17 protein-coding genes are annotated in these 21,170 nt (G+C 56.2%); 10 read left to right on the top strand and 7 right to left on the bottom strand.

Translation table 11 applies throughout. The features are described from left to right. Positions 1-181: 181 nt before the first annotated feature. Complete coding sequence (locus P1X16_RS01405; protein ID WP_277225709.1) at positions 182-2,392, bottom strand: ATP-binding protein; 2,211 nt, start codon at positions 2,390-2,392, stop codon at positions 182-184. A gap of 458 nt (positions 2,393-2,850) precedes the next feature. Between P1X16_RS01405 and P1X16_RS01400 the strand changes: the two genes are divergently transcribed. From P1X16_RS01400 to P1X16_RS01390, 3 genes are all read left to right on the top strand, one after another. Beyond that, on the top strand, positions 2,851-4,161 hold the full coding sequence (locus P1X16_RS01400) for an amidohydrolase (protein WP_277225708.1): 1,311 nt from the start codon (positions 2,851-2,853) through the stop codon (positions 4,159-4,161). Between the two features lie 79 nt (positions 4,162-4,240). Further along, on the top strand, positions 4,241-5,080 hold the full coding sequence (locus tag P1X16_RS01395) for a S1-like domain-containing RNA-binding protein (protein WP_277225706.1): 840 nt from the start codon (positions 4,241-4,243) through the stop codon (positions 5,078-5,080). Positions 5,081-5,194: 114 nt separating this feature from the next. Continuing rightward, entirely contained in the window at positions 5,195-7,915 is a 2,721-nt protein-coding gene (locus P1X16_RS01390; RefSeq protein WP_277225705.1) for a cyclic nucleotide-binding domain-containing protein, read from the top strand. 58 nt (positions 7,916-7,973) lie between these two features. On the opposite strand, the gene nagA is transcribed toward P1X16_RS01390, so the two are convergent. The 4 genes from nagA to P1X16_RS01370 all read right to left on the bottom strand — a co-directional run bounded on the left by nagA (position 7,974) and on the right by P1X16_RS01370 (position 12,111). Continuing rightward, positions 7,974-9,104, bottom strand: coding sequence for an N-acetylglucosamine-6-phosphate deacetylase (nagA, locus tag P1X16_RS01385; RefSeq protein ID WP_277225704.1), 1,131 nt, complete (start codon positions 9,102-9,104; stop codon positions 7,974-7,976). A 98-nt stretch (positions 9,105-9,202) separates the two neighbouring features. After that, a complete protein-coding gene (locus tag P1X16_RS01380; RefSeq protein WP_277225703.1) occupies positions 9,203-10,249 on the bottom strand; it encodes an adenylate/guanylate cyclase domain-containing protein in 1,047 nt (348 codons plus the stop codon). Next, on the bottom strand, positions 10,246-10,638 hold the full coding sequence (locus P1X16_RS01375; RefSeq protein ID WP_277225701.1) for a response regulator: 393 nt from the start codon (positions 10,636-10,638) through the stop codon (positions 10,246-10,248). The genes P1X16_RS01380 and P1X16_RS01375 overlap by 4 nt, the downstream gene beginning before the upstream one ends. A 93-nt stretch (positions 10,639-10,731) precedes the next feature. Beyond that, positions 10,732-12,111, bottom strand: a complete 1,380-nt coding sequence (locus tag P1X16_RS01370) for an ATP-binding protein (RefSeq protein ID WP_277225699.1) — start codon at positions 12,109-12,111, stop codon at positions 10,732-10,734. A 239-nt stretch (positions 12,112-12,350) separates the two neighbouring features. Between P1X16_RS01370 and P1X16_RS01365 the strand changes: the two genes are divergently transcribed. The 7 genes from P1X16_RS01365 to P1X16_RS01335 all read left to right on the top strand — a co-directional run bounded on the left by P1X16_RS01365 (position 12,351) and on the right by P1X16_RS01335 (position 19,392). Then, positions 12,351-12,944, top strand: a complete 594-nt coding sequence (locus tag P1X16_RS01365) for an HD domain-containing protein (protein WP_277225697.1) — start codon at positions 12,351-12,353, stop codon at positions 12,942-12,944. A 337-nt stretch (positions 12,945-13,281) separates the two neighbouring features. Further along, the gene (locus P1X16_RS01360) at positions 13,282-13,944 is read left to right on the top strand and encodes an NAD-dependent epimerase/dehydratase family protein (RefSeq protein ID WP_277225696.1); all 663 of its coding nucleotides are present in this window, start codon (positions 13,282-13,284) and stop codon (positions 13,942-13,944) included. 69 nt (positions 13,945-14,013) lie between these two features. Beyond that, positions 14,014-14,595, top strand: coding sequence for a hypothetical protein (locus P1X16_RS01355; RefSeq protein WP_277225694.1), 582 nt, complete (start codon positions 14,014-14,016; stop codon positions 14,593-14,595). A 262-nt stretch (positions 14,596-14,857) separates the two neighbouring features. Beyond that, positions 14,858-15,046, top strand: a complete 189-nt coding sequence (locus P1X16_RS01350; protein ID WP_277225693.1) for a T9SS type A sorting domain-containing protein — start codon at positions 14,858-14,860, stop codon at positions 15,044-15,046. A 468-nt stretch (positions 15,047-15,514) separates the two neighbouring features. Continuing rightward, a complete protein-coding gene (locus P1X16_RS01345) occupies positions 15,515-16,159 on the top strand; it encodes a 2Fe-2S iron-sulfur cluster-binding protein (protein ID WP_277225691.1) in 645 nt (214 codons plus the stop codon). Then, on the top strand, positions 16,156-17,139 hold the full coding sequence (locus P1X16_RS01340; protein ID WP_277225689.1) for a xanthine dehydrogenase family protein subunit M: 984 nt from the start codon (positions 16,156-16,158) through the stop codon (positions 17,137-17,139). The genes P1X16_RS01345 and P1X16_RS01340 overlap by 4 nt, the downstream gene beginning before the upstream one ends. Positions 17,140-17,151: 12 nt before the next feature. Further along, complete coding sequence (locus P1X16_RS01335; RefSeq protein ID WP_277225687.1) at positions 17,152-19,392, top strand: xanthine dehydrogenase family protein molybdopterin-binding subunit; 2,241 nt, start codon at positions 17,152-17,154, stop codon at positions 19,390-19,392. A gap of 111 nt (positions 19,393-19,503) precedes the next feature. On the opposite strand, the gene P1X16_RS01330 is transcribed toward P1X16_RS01335, so the two are convergent. Continuing rightward, a complete protein-coding gene (locus P1X16_RS01330) occupies positions 19,504-19,836 on the bottom strand; it encodes a hypothetical protein (protein WP_277225686.1) in 333 nt (110 codons plus the stop codon). A gap of 276 nt (positions 19,837-20,112) precedes the next feature. Next, a complete protein-coding gene (locus P1X16_RS01325; protein WP_277225685.1) occupies positions 20,113-21,126 on the bottom strand; it encodes a DUF4249 domain-containing protein in 1,014 nt (337 codons plus the stop codon). Between the last annotated feature and the right edge of the window lie 44 nt (positions 21,127-21,170).

Here is a 21,170-nt window from a genome sequence, read left to right as displayed (position 1 = left end):
ACAGGAAACAGGGGATCTACGTCAGCAGGTTGACTTTGCCGGAGCGGAGCTAATGCCACCGTTCTCTTTTCAGCTGCGGGCCCCAAGTTAGGCTCTACCAGCGTACAAAAGAAAGAAAGTCGAAAACTACCCTCATATAATCCACTTGCTTAATACAAACAACCTGCTTGCACCATCGGTTCTATATTTGATAGGCAGGCAGGTCGCAGGTTATCTCGTCGGCGGGCAAACTCACCGTGAATTCGGTGTACTGCCCTTCCTGCGTATCCACTATCAGGTTGCCTTTGTGCATCTTCGTGATGATGTCGTAGCTCAGCGAGAGGCCGAGGCCGGTGCCTTGGCCCGCAGGCTTGGTCGTGAAAAAGGGCTGGTAGATTTTCGATACAATATCGGCGGGGATGCCCGTACCATTGTCGCGCACCACTATCTGCACGGCGTTGCTACACCGGATGGTGCGCACCAGCACTTCGGGCTTGTAGTCTTTTGATTCCTGGGCCTGCCGCTTGCACACGGCGTAAAACGCGTTGTTGAACAGGTTGAGCAGTACGCGCCCCATGTCCTGCGGCACCACTTCTAGCAGGCCTAGGTCCGGGTCGAAGTCGGTTGTTAGCTTGGCACTGAAATCAGGATTCTTGGCCCGCAACCCCTGGTAGCTGAGGCGCATAAACTCGTCGGCCAGGGCATTCAGATCCGTTAGAGCCCGTTCGCCGGTGCCAATGCGTGCGTGTTCCAGCATGCCCTGCACAATAGAGCCAGCCCGGTAGCCATGGTGGTGTATTTTCTCTAAAACTTCGGTCAATTCGCCCACTAAGTCGCAGGTGAAGGTTTTTTGGGACACCGTTTGTTCCGTCAGCATTTCGTCTTTCAACTCGGAGAGCAGTTCGGTAGCCACTTCCGAGAAGTTCTTAACGAAGTTGAGCGGGTTCTGAATTTCGTGGGCAATACCGGCCGTTAGCTCGCCTAGGCTGGCCATCTTTTCGCGTTGAATGAGCTGATTCTGGGTGGCTTGCAGGTTGTGCAGGGTTTTCTGCAGAGCGGCGGTACGCTGCTGCACCTTGCGTTCCAGCGTCTCGTTTTGTTGGGCCAGCAACAGTTGTTTTTCCTGTTGCTGCTCCAGCATTTGCTGGGAAAGATTCCGCACTTGGTTGAGCTTGATTTCCAGCAGGCGGCTCGCCCAGGCAAACTGGCGCGTCAGGTACAGCGAAATAGCCAGCACTGGGCTCAGAAACACCGGGAAAGTAAGGATGGTCCGCAGCGGCAACGACATCACCTTCAGTTGGAGCAACTCTTCATTGTAGCGGCCAATAAACCCGTACAGCAGCAGCAAAACCAAGGAAATAGCAAAGCCGGTGGCAATGATACCGGCGGCCTGCTTGGTTTGCTGCAGAGCGCCCAGCGTTAAGCGCAGCTGTTCGGCCGTAACGAGCAGCATGAAACCTACGGTAGGGTACCAACTGAACTGATTAACAAAAGTGAGCAGCCACAAGCTCAAGAAGTTGGCTACCCACAAGCCTCGGTACACATACCCTAGCGGCACGTTAAACAGGCTGTACAGCGCCCGCACCACCAGTATGCCTCCGGTTTGCAGACACACGTAAGAAAGAATATCCACCCCGATTCGCGTATCCATGTTGCGCACCTCATCCAGAAAGCCCGTGCACGCAAAGCTGATGGCCCCGGCCAGGGTGTAGAGGGTGAAAAAGTAGTTGGCACGCTGCGAGGGATTGTAGAGGTAAAAAGCCAAATGCAAAACGCTCAGCAGCAAAAAGGCGCCAAACAGCAGCATGTCCGACGTTTTGTAGGTGGCTTCCATCTGGTTGCTTTGCACAACCTGCGTAAGCCCTTCCAGCCGGGCCTGAAAAAACAGCGGCACAAAAAAGTCGCTGAACAGCGCGAAGCGGGGCCAAGTAGCAAAACGCACGGCCAGCACTTGGTCGGCCTGCTCGCTTAGTTGCAGTTCAATCGGTTCGTCGTCGGGCCAGTAGGGCTGTACCCGCGTAGGGTCGGTGCTCAGTGTGCCGTATTGCCGCAGCAGGCGCCCGTTGAAGTAGATTTCCGAGGCCGCGTACTGACTTATGCGCAACACCAGGGCTTGCTGCCGCAGGTCGGGGCTGACGCGAAACCGGAGCCGCAGCCACCCAGTACCCGCTTGCTGCACTTGGGGTAGTTGGTGCAAACTAAGTGTCGGGTCGATAGGCTGCCACTGCTGCTCGTTGGTGTTTGGCAAGGCCCAGCGCGGGTCGTCGCCGACCTGAAAACGCCACCCTTGGTCGAGCAGAATACCCTCGGCGGGCATGTGCTTGAGGGTTACAATCGAGTTGGCACTGGTTTGCGCCGACGCTATCTGGGTTATTGTCAGAAAAGCTCCAAGCAGTAGAAATAAAGCTTTCATAGGCGCACAGATATACACTGTCAGTCCACTCACAAGCCGTTCACAAGACCTCCGCCGCTGAGCTTGTTGACTGCCATTGGCTAGCAGCAGGCGCATGTCGGGCGACAAAAAGGGATAGAAATGCGCAGCCGTTTTCTCAGTATAAATATATCATTCTACGATATAATTTATTCCCCTCTTGGCAAACAATCTGCTGAAGGGCAACCAACGAAGGATTGCGCTTGGCTTCTGCTGGTTCAGGTGTCAAAAAAAACCTGTTTCTGATAGAGCCCATTCCGGTCTTTCTAGGAAAGAAGTGCCACTCTACTTCTGATACTTTCTTGCAGGCACCTTTTCTTGGATGGGCCAGGGTGAGACACCGCCTCACAAAGGAAGTCGTGTAAATTGGGGCGTCTTGTTTGCCACTGCCTGTTGGCCGTTTGCACCAAGTATCTCAGCTGCTTTCCTGTGTTTGCCTTATGAACCTGAAACTATACCGCTTACTCGCTTCTCTACCATTGCTAGCTGCAGTTCCGGCCCTGGCGCAAAACGCTGCCCTCGATGCGCGCATAGCCAAGCTGGCTAGCCAACAGGAAAAGAACGTGGTGGCCTGGCGCCGCGACATTCACCAGAATCCGGAGCTTAGCAACGAAGAAAAACGCACTGCCGCGCTGGTAGCCGACCATCTGCGCAAGCTCGGGATGGAGGTACAAACCGGCGTGGCCCGCACCGGGGTGGTTGGCATCTTGAAAGGGGGAAAACCTGGCCCCGTAGTGGCCCTGCGGGCCGATATGGACGGTTTGCCCGTGACCGAGCCGGCCGGACTTGCCTTTGCTTCCACCGTGAAAACGCAGTACAACGGCCAGCAGGTGGGTGTGATGCACGCCTGCGGCCACGACTCGCACACGGCCATGCTGATGGGGGCCGCCACGGTGCTTAGCGAAGTGCGGAAAGACCTGCCCGGTACGGTGAAGTTCATTTTCCAGCCGGCCGAAGAAGGCTCCTTGCCCGGCATGGTGGGCGGCGCCCGCCTGATGGTGCAGGAAGGCGTACTCGACAACCCGAAAGTAGAGGCCATCTTCGGTTTGCACGTAAGTGCGCAGCGTGAAGTAGGCACCCTAGAATACCGCTCGGGACCGGAAATGGCTAGCTCCGACGTATTTACCATCAAAGTAAAAGGCAAGTCGGCGCACGGCGCTACCCCGTGGCTGGGCGTGGACCCGGTGGTGGTTTCTGCCCAAATCGTGATGGGCTTGCAGACCATTGTAAGCCGCCAAACCGAACTCACTGAGGACGCCGCGGTGCTGACGGTGGGCATGCTGCAAGCCGGGGTGCGCAACAACATCATCCCGGACCAAGCCGAAATGGCGGGCACCATCCGCACCCTGAACCCCGAAATGCAGCAGAAGATATGGGCGGCCATCCGGCGGACGGCCACCAATATTGCGGAAAGCGCGGGTGCCACGGCCGAGGTGGATATTGTGAATTATGCGCCCGTCACCATCAACAATCCTCGCCTGACCGAGCAGATGCTGCCTTCGTTGCGTACCGCAGCCGGCGCCAACAAGGTGCACGAAACCAAAGCCTCGATGATAGCCGAAGACTTTGCCTGCTATCAACAGAAAGTACCCGGCTTGTTTGTGTGGCTCGGGGGGATGCCCATCGGCGGCGACCCGGCCACGGCAGCGCCGCACCATACGCCCGGCTTTCACATCGAAGAAAGTGGCTTTACGCTCGGCGTTACGACGCTGGCCACGCTGGCCGCCGACTATTTAACCAAGAAGAAGTAGCGCCGGGCAGCGCGCCACGGCCAGTGCCGTATAAAGTGGCAGCTATCTTTGTTGCTTTCCCCTCTTACCCCAATACCCTATGCAGCTCGGCGACTACAACGAACTGGAAGTGGCCCGCGAGGTCGATTTCGGCATGTACCTGACTTCCGACGACGGCGACATGCTGATTCCGCGCAAATACATCCCCGAAGGCACCCGCGTGGGCGACATGCTGCGCGTATTCGTGTACCGCGACTCGGAAGACCGCCTGATTGCCACCACACTAGATCCACTGGCCAAAGTCGGCGACTTTGCCGCGCTGACCGTGCGCGACGTCACGCCGCTAGGTGCGTTTCTGGATTGGGGCCTCGAAAAAGACCTGTTCCTCCCCTACCGCAACCAGCGCCGCAGCTTGCGCGTGGGCCAGCGCGAAACCGTGTATGTGTACCTCGATGACACCTCGGACCGCATTGTGGCTACGGCCAAATGGGAACGGGCGCTACCTACTGATGAGCCGTTTCCGGGCCGCGTGGGCGACGAAGTGCGCCTGTTTGTAGCCGACGAAACGGAGTTGGGCTACAAGGTTATTGTTAATGGTACGCACCAGGGCCTGCTCTACCACAACGAGGTGTTCCGGCCGCTCCGCCTCGGCGACACGCCCACGGGCTACGTGCGCGTTATCCGGGAAGACGGCAAGCTCGATATCAGCTTGCAGCGGGTGGGCTACGACGAAGCCCTAGCCGCCGCCGATACCCTGCTGGAAGCCTTGCGCAAAGCGCCCGACGGCAAGCTTCCCCTCGGCGACAAGAGCGAGCCTGACGACATCTACCGCCGCCTGGGCATGAGCAAGAAAGTGTTTAAGAAGGCCCTGGGCACCCTTTACAAGCGCGGCGAAGTGCAGCTGTACCCCGAATACACGCAGCTAACAACGAAAAGGTAACGAGAAAACAGACCCTTTTATGTCTGAGTAGCGAGGCTTGCTGAGCGGCAGGGTAGTTATTGGTTTGCGAAGCCATTAACTTGCCGCTACGATTTTCCAACCGTAGGCTACCTGATGCTTTCTACCACCTGGCACCGCTTTCTTGGTATCCGTCCTGAGGAGGGGAAGACAGTGTGGCTGTTCTTCCTGCACAACTTCCTGCTCGGCATCGGCACTATTCTGGTCTACGTGTCGGCCAATGTCATTCTGCTTGAAAACAACCCGGAGCGCAACTTGCCGCTGGCCTACGGCGTGGCCGCGCTGGCGCTGATGGCCGTAGGCCGGGTGTATACCCACTTCGAGCACCAGCTACAGTTGCAGCGCCTAGCCGTGCGGGTACTGCTAGCCGTAGTCGTCTTGACGGGGGTACTCGGGGTGCTGGTGGCAGTGGGGCATTCGGTGGCGGCGGCCGTGGCCATCATGGCTGGCTACCGCATCATCTACCTGCTTACCAACCTCGAATTCTGGGGTGTGTCGGCGGTGGTGTTTGATGTGCGGCAAAGCAAGCGGCTCTTCAGCTTAATCAGTTCCGGCGATATGCCGGCCAAGGCCCTGGGGGCCGTGCTGGCCGTTTTGGTACACGGCCACACCGATTTGTTGTTTTTGCTGCTGCTGGCCTTTGGGGCGTACGGCGGTGCCTTGTTGACGCTGCGCACCACGCTGGCCTCGCACGTAGTGGAAGCCAAATCGGTGGCGCGGCGGCAGCGACAGCAGGCCCCAGCGGCGGCGCTGCAACGCTGGTTTGGCAACAGTGAGCTGGTTCTCTCCATGTGTTTGAGCTTGCTGGCAGTGGCGGCCATCACAACGGGTGTAGAGTACTCGTTCTTTGTCAACGTCAAGCACAAATTCCACGACCAAGCCACCCTAATGCGGTATTTGGGCACTTTTCTGGCCCTTACTTATCTACTGGCCATGGTGTTCAAGGTGCTGCTTTCGCAGTTCACGCTCGAACGGATGGGTATCCGCCGGATGCTGCTGGCCTTGCCGGTTTTGGTGCTGCTCGGCGTGTTGGCCTTCGGCGGGCTGCGCTACACAGCCGCTTCCAGCTCCGTGATGCTGCTCTACTTCTGCGGTTTGTTTCTGGGGCTAGAAGTGCTGCGCCGGGCAGTGTTCGACCCGGTCTTTCTGGTGTTGTTTCAGGCGCTTTCGGCCGAGGAGCGGCTACAAGCGCACACCACGGCCAAGGGCTTGTATGAGCCACTGGGCATGGGCTTGGCGGGCCTATTGTTGTTTGCGCTGCACCACCTGCCGGGGCTGAGCGAGTGGCTGCCGTTTGTGTGGATGGGCTTGTTTGCCGCTGGTGCACTATTGTTTCTGCGCCGTACCTATGGTCATTACCTCGCCGAGCTGCAACACGCCGTCAGCCGCCGCTTCACCGACGATACCGAAATTTTCTCATCCGGGGTGGCTTGGCACAAACCCACTGTTGCCGCTACCAATGAAGCTCCCGAAGTCGTAACCCCCGAGCACATCAACCAGCTGATTGCGGCCTTAACCGACCGTACGCAGCGCCGCCACGCCATGACGCGCTTGGTGCAGCTAGGCGAAACAGCCGTCCCCCTACTGGCCGACGCTTTGCGCGTTGCCACGCAGGAAGTGCAGGTGCAGCGGCTTGCGCAGGTATGCGGCCATATCCGTACGCCAGCCAGCCGGCAGGCATTGGTGCACTTAGTACAGCAGCCGCGGCTGTTTGGGCGCGAGGCTGCGTTACGGGCCTTGCGCACCTTCGATCAAGATCCGACTGATGCGCCTGCGTTTCAGGTGTTGGTGCGCGAAGAATTGCAGTTGGCGCAGCAGTTGCTTCATGGCCTCTCCACCGCCCCCAACGACCTCCGCCGCGCCCTCGACTACGAGCTAACCAGAGTGCAGCAGCGGATTTTTGGGTTGTTGCTCCAACTCTATTCGCCGCAGTTCATTGCCGATGCACAGCGCGGCGTAGCCCACGCCGCTCGCGAGCGGCAGGCTAACGCCCTCGAAATCCTCGACAATATCATTCCCCGCTCGCTCTACCAGGGCCTGCAAGCTTTACTAGACGTGTTACCGGTGTCCGACAAAATCCGCACCTTCAACCAGCTGTTGGGCGCCCCCGCGGTACCCGTTGCGGTGGTGCCGCTGGTGGTGTGGGAAGGTGAAGCCTGCTTTTCCGACTGGACCGTGAGCGTGGCGTTGCCATATTGGCACCCCGAGCCAGGTACCGTTGCGCAGCTGCTGCCTCACCTAGAAAGCCACAGCCTACTGGTGCGTGAAAGCGCCTTTGCTGTGCTCGACCAACTGGCAAAACACCAGCCTGATTTGCACCAGCAACTTGTAAGTGAATACCCTCTCGTAGTTTTCCAACGTATGGACCATCACGCTGCCGCCGGCAATATTTCCGCGCAAGAGCGGGTGCAGGTGCTGCACCGCACGGCCTTGTTTGCCGAAACTCCCGAAAACGTTTTGAGCAGCATCGTCCCCATCATGAAGGAAGTCACCTTCCACGAGGGCCAGGAAATCTTTGCCAAAGGCGACCTGGGCACTTCCCTTTTCATCGTGTATGAGGGCGAAGTCAACATATTCAACGGCACCCAACAGCTGGCCACGTTCAAGAAAGGCGACTTTTTTGGCGAACTGGCCTTGCTGGATGCCGAGCCCCGCTCCGCCACGGCCGTAGCGCACGGCTCGGTAGTAGCCTTCCGCCTCGACCAGGAAGATTTCTATGATGTGATGGAGGAGCGCGGCGAAGTTCTGCGCAATGTGCTGCGGGTACTGTGCCAGCGCCTGCGCCGCCAAAACGAGAAAATGCAGGTGCCAGGATAGGCAAAGCAAGCAACCGACCTGTTTATTGGCTGCCGGCTGAGCTGTAGAATGAAGAGCTTTACTCGGACGCTATGTGCCAATGCAGTTGGCCTTGCAAGACAGTGGCGTGCACGTTGAATGCTGCGTCAAACAAACACAAATCGGCTTGGTAACCGGGTGCAATGCAACCTAGCTGATGATGCAGCCCTAAAACCCGTGCCGGATAAAGCGTAGCCATACGTAGGCTTTCGGCCAGGGGCAATCCTACGTGGTGCACACAGTTGCGCACGGCTTGCAACAGCGTCAGCCCCGAGCCAGCTAGCTTGCCCTCCGCATCCACGAAATAGTCTTCTTGCGGTTGAAAATAATAGGCACCCTCGGCCGACGCAGCCGTGGCGTCACTGATCAGGAAAAGCCGCTCCCCGAGTACACGCTTGCTGATGCGCACGCTGGCATAGGCACAATGACGCCCATCGGCCACAATACTGGCGCAAACCGACGCATCATCGTAGATAGCGCCAACCAGCCCGGGCGCTCGGCTGGTAAGTGGCGACATAGCATTGAAGAGGTGGGTAGCCGCCGTAAAACCCTGCGCAAACGCTTCCATTCCCTGTTCATAGCTCGCATTAGAATGTCCTGCCGAGAGTACTATAGGAGATGCCCGCAGAACAGATAATTCATCGGGCCCAAGCACTTCGGGCGCAACAGTGAGGAGGCGCAATACTCCCTTGCTACGCTCAAGCAGATCGTGCAGCCCGGACGGAGTAGGTGCTTCAATAAACTCGGTTGGATGAACTCCTCGTTTTTCGGCGCTTATGTAGGGGCCTTCCAGGTGCAGCCCTAACAGCCCCGGCATGCTGGGCAGTACCTGCCGAATGGCACTAATGGCTCGGTCCACGACGGCGGGCGCATTGGTAGGTACGGTAGGCAGAAAACTAGTGGTACCGTGGCGCAAGGTGTGGCTACGCAGCTGCGCTAAAGCCGCTGGCGAGGGCGCGAGGCCAAAGGCACTCCCCCCGCCTCCATACAATTGCAAATCAATCAACCCTGGACATAGGCAGAGCCCTCGGCCATCAATTTGGCGTACCCCTGCCGGGAGTTGCACCTGCGGAACGAGAGCGGTAATCTGCTGATCCTCAACAAGCACGGCGTGGTCGTCCAGCACTTCCGCGCTTGTATATACCTGGCAATTAGTAAGCAGATAGTGCATAATGACGCAAGGGCATTAAAGGAAAATAGATCTGCACGACCATCTTCTACTAGAAAATGGTCGTGCAGATCTACTACAAAGGTTTCAACCTGACCGTCTTACGCTACCACCTCGTAGGTCATTACGGGCTTGGCCTTGTTCTTTAGCTTGAGCTCGCCCACCGCTTGGCACTGAAACGATTCCTTCACTTTCTGATAGATAGCCTCCGTAATGATAATCTGGTTGGGTTGAGCGGCGCCTTGCAGGCGTTGGCTCACGTTGACGGTGTCGCCGATAACGGTGTAGTCGAGGCGGCGCAGAGACGCCGAGCCGATGTTGCCGCACACCATTTCGCCGGTGTTGATGCCGATAGACACCTGGGGCTGATAGCTGGTGCCGTCGGGCAGGGTGTTTTGCTGGTTCTGGATGAGCGTGCGCACCGATAAAGCGGCATCAATGGCTTTGTCGAGGTGAAATTCGCCCCGAAACACGGCCATTACGGCGTCGCCCATAAACTTGTCGATGTAGCCGCCCTGCGCAATAATCTCCTTCACCATCTGGTCGAAGTAGGTGTTGAGCAGCGTAACTACCGTAGGAGCCGGCAGCACCTCCGAAAGAGCCGTGAAACCGCAAATATCGATGAATGCCACGGTGGCTTCCACGGTTTCGCTGGCCATTAGCCTATCCTCGAAGCCAGGACGCGCCATAAAGTTGATAACCGTCTCGTCGACGTACATCCTCAGAATGTTGTTTTCCTGAATGGCGCGCAACGTTTCGCGCAGTTGCTGCACGTGGCTAGCGGTTTTCTGCATCGTCACCTCCAAGTCGGTGAAGTCCACGGGCTTGCACACGAAGTCGAAGGCCCCCCGGTTCATGGCGGTCCGGATGTTCTCCATGTCGCCGTAGGCCGATACCATCACCGTTTTCAGCACCGAATTTAGCTCGTGGAGCTTGGTGAGCAGCGTCAGCCCGTCCATCACGGGCATGTTGATGTCCGAAAGGATAATATCCAGATCTGGATTATCACGGATGCAGTCCAGCGCTTCCTGCCCATTGGCGGCAAACTTGAACTCGTATACACCTTCCCGAATCTGCCGCCTGAACTTCTGCTTGATGAGCAGTTCCAAGTCGGGCTCGTCGTCTACTACTAGAATTCTTGTTTTCATAGCTTATCCTCCAGCGAGAACAGTTTTTCTTTGAGAGCGGCAAAATCTACGGGTTTGGTCAGGAAGTCGTTGGCTCCGAGCTGCATAGCTTGGTTGTAGCTTTCTGAATCACCGTAGGCGGTTATCATCATAACCAAAGGTGGGTTGGGTGGTGGCGCGGCATACTCTTGCTTCACGCGCCGGAGTAGCTCCAGCCCGCTCATGCCGGGCATGTTGATATCGGACAAGATGAGCACGACTTCCGAAAGGTGGCTGTGCAGGTAGTCCAAGGCTTCCTCGCCCGAGTAGGCGAAGGAAAAGGCAAAGGCCCCGCTGCGAATTTCTCGCCGAAAGCGCTGCTCAAACAAGGTGCGCACATCCGCTTCGTCGTCGACAACCAGTATTTTCATTCTATTAGAATTTTGAGTGCTCGGTGTGTAATGCGTAGGATTTTTACTTCTCCACTCTGTTGTCAGAGTACGTTCTATACCCGCACCAATGCATCAGGCAGCAAGGGGTAGCGTGATAATGAACTCGGTGCACTGGCCCTCCACGCTTTCCACACTGAGTGTGCCGTTATGCCCCTTCGTGATGATGTCGTAAGAAAGTGAGAGGCCAAGGCCCGTGCCCTCGCCGGTGGGCTTGGTGGTGAAGAACGGCTGAAAGATTTTCTGCTTTACCTCTTCGGGAATGCCCATACCGTTGTCGCGCACCCTGATTTCGATGTAGTCCTCTCCTTGCTTGGTGCTGACCGTGACGGTAGGCTGATAGCCGGCTTCCTGCTGCTTCTGCCGCTGCTGCACCGCATAAAACGCATTGGTAAGCAGATTGAGCAGCACCCGCCCTACGTCCTGCGTGACAATATCAACCATACCCAAATTGGGGTCGAAGTGGGTGGTGAGCGTGGCGTTAAAGGTTTTGTCTTTGGCCCGCAAACCGTGATAGGCTAGGCGCAGGTATTCGTCGCAGAGGGAGTTGAGGTCCGTGGGGTGCCGCTCGCCGTTGCTGGCGCGGCTATGTTCGAGCATGCCCCGCACAATGCTGCTGGCCCGCTGCCCGTGGTGGGTAATTTTCTGCAGGTTTTGCTTCAGGTCGGCTAGCAGCTCGCTTTCCAGCTCCGGGTCGCGGGTAGGTTTCTGCTGTTCTTCTTCCAACTCCTGCAGCAGCTCGCTCGACACTTCCGAGAAGTTGTTAACGAAGTTGAGCGGGTTTTGAATCTCGTGGGCAATACCGGCCGTCAGTTCGCCTAGGCTAGCCATCTTTTCGGCCTGAATCAGTTGAGCCTGCGTCGTTTTTAGCTCGGTGAGCGTGTAGCGCAGCTCCTCGGCTTGCTGCGTGAGGGCCGCCGTGCGCTCGGTCACCAGTCGTTCCAGCTCAGCGTTTTGGGCCTCTATTCGCTGCTTGTTTCTTTCTTCTTCTTCGCGCACCAGCCGCTCGGCTTCCAAATGCTTTTTCTGGCTGCGGGCAATCAACCCGAAGGTTATCATCCAGATGATCGAGAAGCCCTGCGTGGTTTCGAAAACATCGTCGAAATCCTTAACTATATCGGTGCCCAAGAGGCTAAATAGAAACTGGATTGCGAAGTATATAGCGAATGGCACAATAGCCAACAGCAGCGTGCGTGCCGGTCGGTAATTGCCCAGCCGAATTAGCATCGCGGCTACTGCCGCAAACACCAGCAGCCAGTAGCCATCATTGAGCAGTTCGCTTTTAACCCCAAGAATTGCGGCCAACACGAACAGCACTATACCCGGCACCCAAATCCTCCTCAGTAGAGCATCCCAAGGAGCTGAGCGAGTAGGCAAATTCAGGAACTTGCTCAACGCCCGCGTTATCCCGTAGGCAACTCCAGCAGTGAATAAAATCTCGGTGTTTATATCCATAAAGATTCGATGTCCGGAAGATAAATCTTGCTACTCTGAGGGTCAGGGAAAAAGCTGTCCACGTACCATCCAGTAACTCAGGGTGTGGGCGCTGATTTTCTGAATGCTGCTGATGGGCTGCTGAAGGTAAAGAAAGAGTATAAAAATCAGGCTTCCATATTTTCAAGTTGAGCCCATTAGTATAGCATATTTGTTTGTATGAATATCTTGCTGTGCTTTCCGACTGTTAGCAGGGACTTATGAACGTTGAGCTTGCCGAAGAATATGTTCTCTCGCAGCTGCGCACGCAACTGCCATCCATTCTGTACTACCACGGCGTGCATCACACGCTCGACGTGACGCAGGCGGCTATGCAGTTGGCTACGGCCGAGGGCATTACCAACAATACCGAATTACAGCTACTGCGCACGGCCGCCCTCTACCACGATACCGGCTTTTTGCGCACCTACACCGGGCATGAGGCCGAAGGCTGCGCTCTGGTACGCGAGGTACTTCCTGGCTTCGATTATACCCCCAATGAAATCGGGGCTATCTGCGACATGATCATGGCTACCCGGCTCCCCCAGGACCCGCATTCGCACCTAGCCGAAATTCTCTGCGATGCCGACCTCGACTATTTGGGCCGCTCCGATTTCGAGTCGATAGCGGAATCATTGTTTCTGGAATTTCAGGCGCGGCAACTCGTCACGGCCGACGAAGACGCCTGGAACCGCTCACAAGAACAATTCTTGGCCCAGCATCATTACTGGACGGCCACGGCCGTTGCCTGGCGCGAAGCCCCTAAGCAAGCCCGGCTAGCGGAAATTCGAGACAAGATTTCTGCAAAACCATAGTGCCCTCCTTGCGCAGCAGCTCGCAGTGCTGCCGTAGCTAGCAGCACTGCACTGTTTCTTGAAAGGTAGGGTGCGCCTAAAGCAATTGCTTATAGAAAAAGCAAGGCTCTTGCGATGTGTAGACGCGGTACTTCGCGTCTTGTTACCGATATACGAAACCAGGAGTTTCTGCAAATGGTGGTCATACCCGCCGCAAGCAACGCTTGAGCTGAGAGTAGCATCTTTCCGCCACTGCCCTACCCTACGAATAGGTTTTACGTACCACGTCAGGCCCAAACAAGTAACGTATTGTTTGGGTGCTAGGCTTTCGGATACCCGTTGCTACCGCTCTACTCTTATGCAGAAAACCGCTCTTATTGCTGGGGCCAGCGGCCTAATTGGCGCACAGCTCCTGCCCCTGCTACTGGCCTCCGACCGCTACGCCAAAGTTATAGTGGTAGGACGCCGACCCTTACCGCAGGTACATGCCAAGCTGGAACAGCGCGTCTTGGACTTCGATCATCTGGAAGAGCACAGTATGAGCTTGATAGCCGACGACGTGTACTGCTGCCTAGGCACTACGATGCGCCAAGCCGGCTCCAAAGAAGCCTTCTACCGCGTCGATTATCTGTACGTGGTAACCCTAGCGGCTCTTACGGCCCGCAACTTCGCTTCGCAGCTACTGCTAGTGTCCGCCATGGGTGCCGATGCCGAATCGCGGATTTATTACAACCGTGTGAAAGGAGAAATGGAAGCGGCAGTACGCCAGACGCCGTTTCGGGCCATTCACATTTTCCGGCCTTCGCTGCTACTCGGCGAGCGAAGTGAAAAGCGAGCAGGCGAACAAATCGGGGCTGTTTTACTCCGAATACTTCATCCGCTGTTGCTTGGCCCATTGCGCAAGTACCGAGCCGTGCCCGCAGCTGCCGTTGCGCAAGCCATGTTAAGCGCGGCCGAAGACGACGGCGGTGGTACCAAAGTTCACCTTTCCGACGAAATAGCCCGTAGTAATCCTTTATAATAATTCCGCTCCTATTCGCCCTTTAGCTTTATATTTACGAGAATAATTTTTCACTTTTATAATTTTATTATGAAGAAATTTACCCTTGCTGTGTTGGGTATTGCTCTTGCTTTCGGCACGCAATCGGCAGTAGCCCAAAGTAAAAAGAAGAGTAGTGGTGGTGGGAGTAGCAACGGCTACAGCACTGGTATTGGTTTGCGTGGTGGCGGCTATTCTTCTGGGCTTACTATTAAACACTTTCTAAGCGGCAAAAACGGCGTGGCCCTCGAAGCCCTAGTCACGACGGAGTACAAAGCGCGCGGGGCTCGGCTCACGCTGCTCGGCGAGAAACACAAAACCATTGCCGATGTAAAAGGCTTGCAGTTCTACTACGGCGCTGGTTTCCACGCCGGGGCGTACCAAGGCCGCTACTATTTCACTGACGCACGCTACTATCGGTATCATAAGAAAGACGTGTATGTCTACCGCGATTATGTCTACGATGATGCCACCTACGTAGCCGTTGGCGCCGACCTGATCCTAGGCCTAGAATACAAGCTGGAGGACCTACCGTTCGTAGTAGGCATCGACTACAAGCCTTACTTTGAAGTTTTCCACGGCTACACCGGCTTCTACAATGATGCTGCAGTAAGCTTACGCTTCACGTTCTAACATACAGCAACGGCACAGTTTGCTAAAAGCAGCACTGCTCTATTAGGCTTGCAGCAAAACGCCATATTTTGAAAGGCCATACGCTTGCCTTATAGCACCTTAGCTGAATACATGCTAGACAAATAGCCTCTAGCCGCTGTCATATTTCTAGCACCCCGTCGAGATGTTCGGCGGGGTGCTTCTGTATTTAGGGCTACTGAGGCAGAGCTTGTTGCAAGTCCTTAATAGGTAGTACTCGAACATACAAAATACCTAGAAGTACGTGGGTACCGGCGAAGTGCAGCTGCAGCTACTCAATACCCTCGGGCAGGTAGTACTCAAGCGCACGTTGCAGCCCCGCGCCGGCACCGTTCGGGAGCAGCTCGACCTCACGCACTTGCCAACGGGTGTGTACTCGGTGCGTGTTTTCACCAAGCAAGGCACCGTAGTGAAACGCTTGGTGCGCGAATAACCTAGTTGTTTTGTTACGGTGGCCCTTTCTAAATAAGAGATGCAAAATCAACTAGGCAAAAGCCAGTGACTACTAGTCGCTGGCTTTTTCGTTTTCGGCAGCTACCAAAAAGCATGGGCTGTTGAGCCTACCTCTACTCAAAGCCCTGGATATGCCTCTTAAACCTCATCAGTGGCCTTCGCAACGCGGAAAACAATGTTTTAAGCTTAAACGCTACCTAGTTTCTACCGTAAACCTTTGAGGCGTCGTTGCCAGCGGAAAACTTACAGAAAGTGGCTAGATTAGGTGGGCGGCATACTAGCTTTCTTAGATTTAATTTACTGCCTCCGCCTACTTTGTTTACCTGTTGAAGCGACTTAGCTGCCGCCGCAGTGTCTTTTGCCACTCTGACGCTCGAAAGCAGCACATCACTGTCTTGATTTTACCACCGGCTTTTGCGCAAGCAGAGCCTTCTTTACCACATATTTTATGGCTGACTCAACTCCTGATTCTAAGCCGGAAAACCCCGAATGCGGCCACAACGCAACGCGCCGGCAATTCCTAAAGCAATCCTCGGTGCTCACGGCACTAGCTTTCACACCCGGACCGGTAGTGCAAGCGGCTGCCGCCGAATGGGACGAGAAAATTGCGGCTCCTTTTGAAAAAGTGGGGCTGAAGCTGGCCGTAAATGGCAAGAACTACAAGCTCTCGGTGGAGCCGCGCGTGACGCTGCTCGACCTACTGCGCGAGCAACTGCACCTCACGGGCACCAAAAAAGGCTGCGACTATGGCCAGTGCGGTGCTTGCACCGTGCACGTCGATGGCAAGCGCGTCAATTCCTGCTTGGCCCTAGCAGTCATGCAGGACGGTCGCGAAATCACCACCATCGAAGGTTTGGCCAAAGGCGACGACCTGCACCCCATGCAGGAAGCCTTTATCAAGCACGACGGCTTTCAGTGCGGCTACTGCACTCCCGGCCAGATTATGTCGGCGGTGGCCTGTATCCGGGAAGGCAAGGCTGACTCCGAAGGAGAAATCCGGGAGTTTATGAGCGGTAATATTTGCCGCTGCGGCGCATACCCCAACATTGTGGCCGCCATTCAGGAAGTTAAAACCGGAGGACAAAAAGTATGAATCAGTTTCAATACGTCCGCCCGAGCAAGCCGAAAGCTGCCATTGACGCCCGCGCCAAAGACCAGAACTCGCAGTTCATTGCGGGCGGCACCAACCTGCTCGATTTAATGAAGCGCGGGGTAATGAACCCCGAGCGCCTCATCGACATCAGCCGCCTGCCCCTCGACAAGTTGGAGCGTGAAAACAACACGTTCCGCATCGGGTCCATGGCCCTCAACGCCACGGTCGCCGACGACAAGCAGGTGCTGGAAAAGCTGCCTCTCCTGGCGCAGGCGCTGAACGCTGGCGCTTCGGCCCAGTTGCGCAACATGGCCACCATCGGCGGCAACATGCTGCAACGCACCCGCTGCCCCTACTTCTACGATACGGCCCTGCCCTGCAACAAGCGGGAGCCTGGCTCGGGCTGCGGCGCCCTTGAAGGCTACAACCGCATGCACGCTATTTTCGGCTTTTCCGACAAGTGCATTGCCGTGCACCCATCCGACATGAGCGTGGCCTTGGTAGCACTGGATGCCACCGTGCTAGTGAGTGGCCCCAAAGGCGACCGGCGCATTCCTTTTGGGGAGTTGCACCGCCTGCCCGGCGACATGCCGCAGAAAGACACTACGCTGGAGCCCGGCGAACTAATTACGGCTGTGGAAGTGCCTGAGGGCCCTTTTACCAAAAACGTGCATTATCTGAAAGTGCGCGAGCGGGCTTCCTACGCCTTTGCGTTGGTGTCGGTAGCGGCAGCGCTGCAACTCGAAAACAACATCATCAAAGATGCCCGCCTGGCCATGGGCGGTGTGGCGCACAAACCTTGGCGCCTGACCGAAGCCGAGAAGTCGTTGGTGGGCAAACCGGCCACGGAAGCAACCTTCCAAGCGGCGGCAGCTATTGCCATGCAAGGAGCCAAGGCTTTCAAGCACAATGCCTACAAACTAAAGTTGGGTCCTAATGCCATTGTGCAGGCCCTCAAAAACGCTACTAATGTGGCGTAAGCCTCTATCCCTATGAACGAGCAACCTCTCTTCAAAGACGGCGTGGTAGGCGACCGAATGAACCGCGTAGACGGCCGACTGAAAGTAACCGGTGCGGCCCAATACTCGGCGGAATATCAGCTACCGGGCCTCGTGCACGGCTTTTTGGTGGGCAGCACCATTGCCAAAGGCCGCATCAAGAGCATCGATACCAAAGCAGCCGAGCGGGCCCCTGGCGTACTGGCCGTTATTACTCACGTGAATTCAATTAAGGTGCCTGGCTTTGCTAACCGCAGCCAGCCCGATGAGCCACCAACAGCCGGGCAACCGCTACGTGTATTTCACGACGAGAAAATCCTCTTCAACGACCAGCCCATTGCCATTGTAGTGGCCGATACACTGGAGCGCGCCCGTTATGCCGCTGGCTTGGTAAAAACGCAGTACGAAGCGGACCAGCACGCTACCAACTTCAACGCCCACATGGACCGGGCCAAGGTGCCAGCCCAGGCCAAAAAGAACCCGAAGTCGCCGCAGGCCGACCACGACCGTGGCCAGGTGGATGGCTACAAAACGGCTCCTGTGAAGCTGGAAATGGAATACGTGATTCCCACGGAGATGCACAACCCGATGGAGTTGCAATCCATTATTGCCCATTGGGAAGCACCCGACAAGCTCACGGTGTACGACAAAGTACAGGCCGTGAAAGGCACGCAACGCGCCTTTGCCAAAGATTGGGGCATTCCCGAGCAAAACGTGAAAGTAATTGCCACGTTTGTGGGCGGCGCATTCGGCAACGGCCTGCACAACTGGCCCCACGAAACGGCCGCCATTATTGCTGCCAAAACCGTGAACCGCCCGGTGAAGCTGGTGCTCACGCGCGAGCAGATGTTTACGATGGTAGGCTACCGCCCTTACACCTGGCAGCGCATCGGCATCGGGGCCACGCCCGATGGCAAGTTGGTGGGCATCACGCATGAGGCCACCGGCCAGACCTCTACTTATGAGGACTTCACCGAATCGACGGTGCAGCAGACGCGCATGATGTACCAGAGCCCCAACATAAGCACGCGCTACCGGATTTTGCCGCTGGATATCAGCACGCCCATCTGGATGCGCGGCCCCGGCGAGGCCACGGGTGCTTTCGCGCTGGAGTCGGCCATGGATGAGCTGGCGCACGCACTGAACCTGGACCCCATGGAGTTCCGCCTGCGCAACTACACCGATACTGACCCCGACAACGGCAAGCCCTGGTCGACCAAGTATCTGAAGGAGTGCTACCAAATGGGTGCCGAACGGATCGGCTGGAAAAACCGCCAAATGCAGCCTGGCACCAACAAGCAAGGCGACTGGCTGGTAGGTTACGGCATGGGCGTAGGTACCTTTGGTGCCAACCGCGGCAGCGCCAAAGCCGGCGCCCGGATGTTGGCTAATGGTACCGTAGTGCTGCAAAGCGCCACCACCGACATCGGCCCAGGCACGGGCACCGTAATGGTGCAGTTAGCTGCTGATGCACTTGGTATGCCACCCGAAAAAGTACGCTTCGAGCTAGGCAACTCGCTTTTCCCAGATGCTCCCTCGCAGGGTGGTTCGGCTACCGTAAATACCGTGGGCTCGGCCGTGGTAGCGGCCTGCGCGGCTCTCAAAGAGAAGCTGTACCAGTTGGCTGGCTCCACGTTCAGCGCCGCCAAGCCAGCGGACATCGTTATTAAGGGCACGCAGCTTTCGTTGGCCAACAACGCGAGTGCGAAGGTTGCCTATGCCGACCTCATCAAGCAGAACAACGGCCAGGAAGTGGCAGTGGTAACAGAGTCTAAGCCCGGCAACGAGCGGCAGAAGTACTCGATGTACTCGTTTTCGGTGCACTTCGTGGAGGTGCACGTGCACCAGCTAACCGGCGAAGTACGGGTAAAGAAAATGGTGGCTTGCGCCGACGCGGGCACCATCGTCAACCACAAAACAGCCGGCAACCAGATGCTAGGCGGTGCGGTAGGCGGCATCGGCATGGCCCTCACCGAAGGCGCCATGATAGACGACCGATTCGGCCGCTACGTCACCAAGGACCTCGCCGACTACCACGTACCAGTACACGCCGATGCGCCAGCCATCGAGGTAGCCTTCGTCGATAAACCCGACCTCATTGTGGACCCTATGGGTACCAAGGGCATCGGCGAAATTGCCATCATCGGGGCCGCCCCTGCCATTGCCAACGCCGTGTTCAACGCCACTGGCAAGCGTATCCGCGAATTGCCCATCACCCCCGACAAGCTGATTTAAGCTACGGCTTCTTCTCTCAGCAGAGGTGAAACTCAGTCTCTTATTCACAAAGCGTAAGTCATAAAAAAGACCGACCAGCATGCTGGTCGGTCTTTTTGTGTTAACCTCTTTTTAGTGACGTCCACCACGGCCGCCCCGATAAGTACCACCGCCGCGGTACCCACCATCCCGGTAGTAACCGCCGTTGTTCGAGCGGTTGTAGTAGCGTGGGTTAGGATGTACTACGCGAGGACGCACAATGACGGGTGCCGGACGTACAATCACGCGAGAAGGACGATAGTAGCGCGGGCCATAATAGGGCCGGTAACGAGGACCGTAATAGTCGCCGTAGTAACCGGCCGGGCCGGTAGAAACTACAGCTTGTGTGGAACCAGCACAACCTGTTAGCAGCGTACCTGCTAGCAACAGGGCAAGTATAAACGGAAATTTCAGGAGCTTTTTCATAGTCAATAGTGGCGGGCCACAACCGGGGCCCGCACTAGTACTTAGACGCAAAAACTGACCCAAAGTTTAATTCACCTCCACTAAAAATCGCTATATAGAAGCCTGCTACTCAACGCGAACCGCATCTAAAGCCTAGCTCCACAGAAGCAGTGAAGATGGTTGGCTAAGATTGAATTTACCGTCCGTCATTCCAACGCAGGAGGAATCTGGATGAATCCGTTGAATGCCTTCACTCAGCTTCTTCCGGCGTCGAAATGACAGCAGACATACTACCTACTACAGCGGAATCCGGTACGTAACATCGGTGGCGCCACCAAATATTCCGTAGCCGGGACGCACGTTGGAAAACAAGGGCGCCGGCTCAGCAAAGGGGTTGCCATCGGTATCGTTGTAGCGGTTTCGAGACTGGTAGAAACGATAGGTATCCGCCGTGATGCTGCTGACCACAATTTCGATGTACCCCGGCTCTGGAGTAATATAAGGCGACCTAGGATTGGTAGGATCAACTGGATAACTCCGAACAAAAAATGACACGTCGGTGCTGAGAGTAAGCCGTTGACCATTGCCCCCAACATCACTGAAAGGGTACTGGTCATAATTGCTGTTCGTGTTGGAAAGCTGAAAGAGACCTAAGTTCACATCGGGGCCTCCGCCATTGTTTCTATTGTTGTCACGCTGTACAGTCCCACAGAAGTTACCGTTACGATCAAGCACTCGGGCGTAGGCCATATAATAATCGGTGGTGGCTGCATTGTCGAGGATGCTGCACGTGAGCCTGCCTATTTTAAAGGTGGAGCCATTCTGAGTGACTTGCTGCTCGGAGTAGCTCCCGGTTTCGATAACTGTCGGAAAAGGCAAGGTCAAGGTAGATTCTACGGTTTCCAAGCCGGGTGCCGAGGCGCGCAGAGTATAGGTGTGGCCCGGCTCACCTACTAGCCCACGAGTAGGCACGTAATCGCCGTATAGGCTATCTACTTGACCGTAGTTGTTATATGTCCGCTTAGGTTTAGAACGAAACCGCTCTACTACCTGCCCAGACTCGTCTAGTACCTCCACCGTTGCATTGCCCCGGCCAGTGAGTTCCTTTACTTCCAGCACGCTTTGGCTGGTACTCACAAATAAGGCTCGGTTCGCGAAAAACTCCTGATTGTAAGCGTTTGGCAGTTGGTTGGAGAGCGTATAGTTAAGCGCTAGCCGGGGGGTGTGCGGCGGCGTATCTACGTCCACAATGGTTTCGCAACCGCTAAAAGCCAATGCAGTCAACGAGAGTAGTGTAACTAGCTTTTTCATAAGTAATTCTAAAGGGGAAGCGGCCTATTCACACGCAGCGAAGC

The sequence above is a fragment of the Hymenobacter sp. YC55 genome (assembly GCF_029433095.1).
Taxonomy (GTDB): domain Bacteria; phylum Bacteroidota; class Bacteroidia; order Cytophagales; family Hymenobacteraceae; genus Hymenobacter.
This window is presented reverse-complemented; position numbering and strand designations above follow the sequence as displayed.

Coding starts and splice junctions, on each gene's coding strand:
- P1X16_RS01405 (WP_277225709.1), bottom strand. CDS start 2,392: ATGAAAGCTTTATTTCTACTGCTTGGAGCTTTTCTGACAATAACCCAG.
- P1X16_RS01400 (WP_277225708.1), top strand. CDS start 2,851: ATGAACCTGAAACTATACCGCTTACTCGCTTCTCTACCATTGCTAGCT.
- P1X16_RS01395 (WP_277225706.1), top strand. CDS start 4,241: ATGCAGCTCGGCGACTACAACGAACTGGAAGTGGCCCGCGAGGTCGAT.
- P1X16_RS01390 (WP_277225705.1), top strand. CDS start 5,195: ATGCTTTCTACCACCTGGCACCGCTTTCTTGGTATCCGTCCTGAGGAG.
- nagA (WP_277225704.1), bottom strand. CDS start 9,104: ATGCACTATCTGCTTACTAATTGCCAGGTATATACAAGCGCGGAAGTG.
- P1X16_RS01380 (WP_277225703.1), bottom strand. CDS start 10,249: ATGAAAACAAGAATTCTAGTAGTAGACGACGAGCCCGACTTGGAACTG.
- P1X16_RS01375 (WP_277225701.1), bottom strand. CDS start 10,638: ATGAAAATACTGGTTGTCGACGACGAAGCGGATGTGCGCACCTTGTTT.
- P1X16_RS01370 (WP_277225699.1), bottom strand. CDS start 12,111: ATGGATATAAACACCGAGATTTTATTCACTGCTGGAGTTGCCTACGGG.
- P1X16_RS01365 (WP_277225697.1), top strand. CDS start 12,351: ATGAACGTTGAGCTTGCCGAAGAATATGTTCTCTCGCAGCTGCGCACG.
- P1X16_RS01360 (WP_277225696.1), top strand. CDS start 13,282: ATGCAGAAAACCGCTCTTATTGCTGGGGCCAGCGGCCTAATTGGCGCA.
- P1X16_RS01355 (WP_277225694.1), top strand. CDS start 14,014: ATGAAGAAATTTACCCTTGCTGTGTTGGGTATTGCTCTTGCTTTCGGC.
- P1X16_RS01345 (WP_277225691.1), top strand. CDS start 15,515: ATGGCTGACTCAACTCCTGATTCTAAGCCGGAAAACCCCGAATGCGGC.
- P1X16_RS01340 (WP_277225689.1), top strand. CDS start 16,156: ATGAATCAGTTTCAATACGTCCGCCCGAGCAAGCCGAAAGCTGCCATT.
- P1X16_RS01335 (WP_277225687.1), top strand. CDS start 17,152: ATGAACGAGCAACCTCTCTTCAAAGACGGCGTGGTAGGCGACCGAATG.
- P1X16_RS01330 (WP_277225686.1), bottom strand. CDS start 19,836: ATGAAAAAGCTCCTGAAATTTCCGTTTATACTTGCCCTGTTGCTAGCA.
- P1X16_RS01325 (WP_277225685.1), bottom strand. CDS start 21,126: ATGAAAAAGCTAGTTACACTACTCTCGTTGACTGCATTGGCTTTTAGC.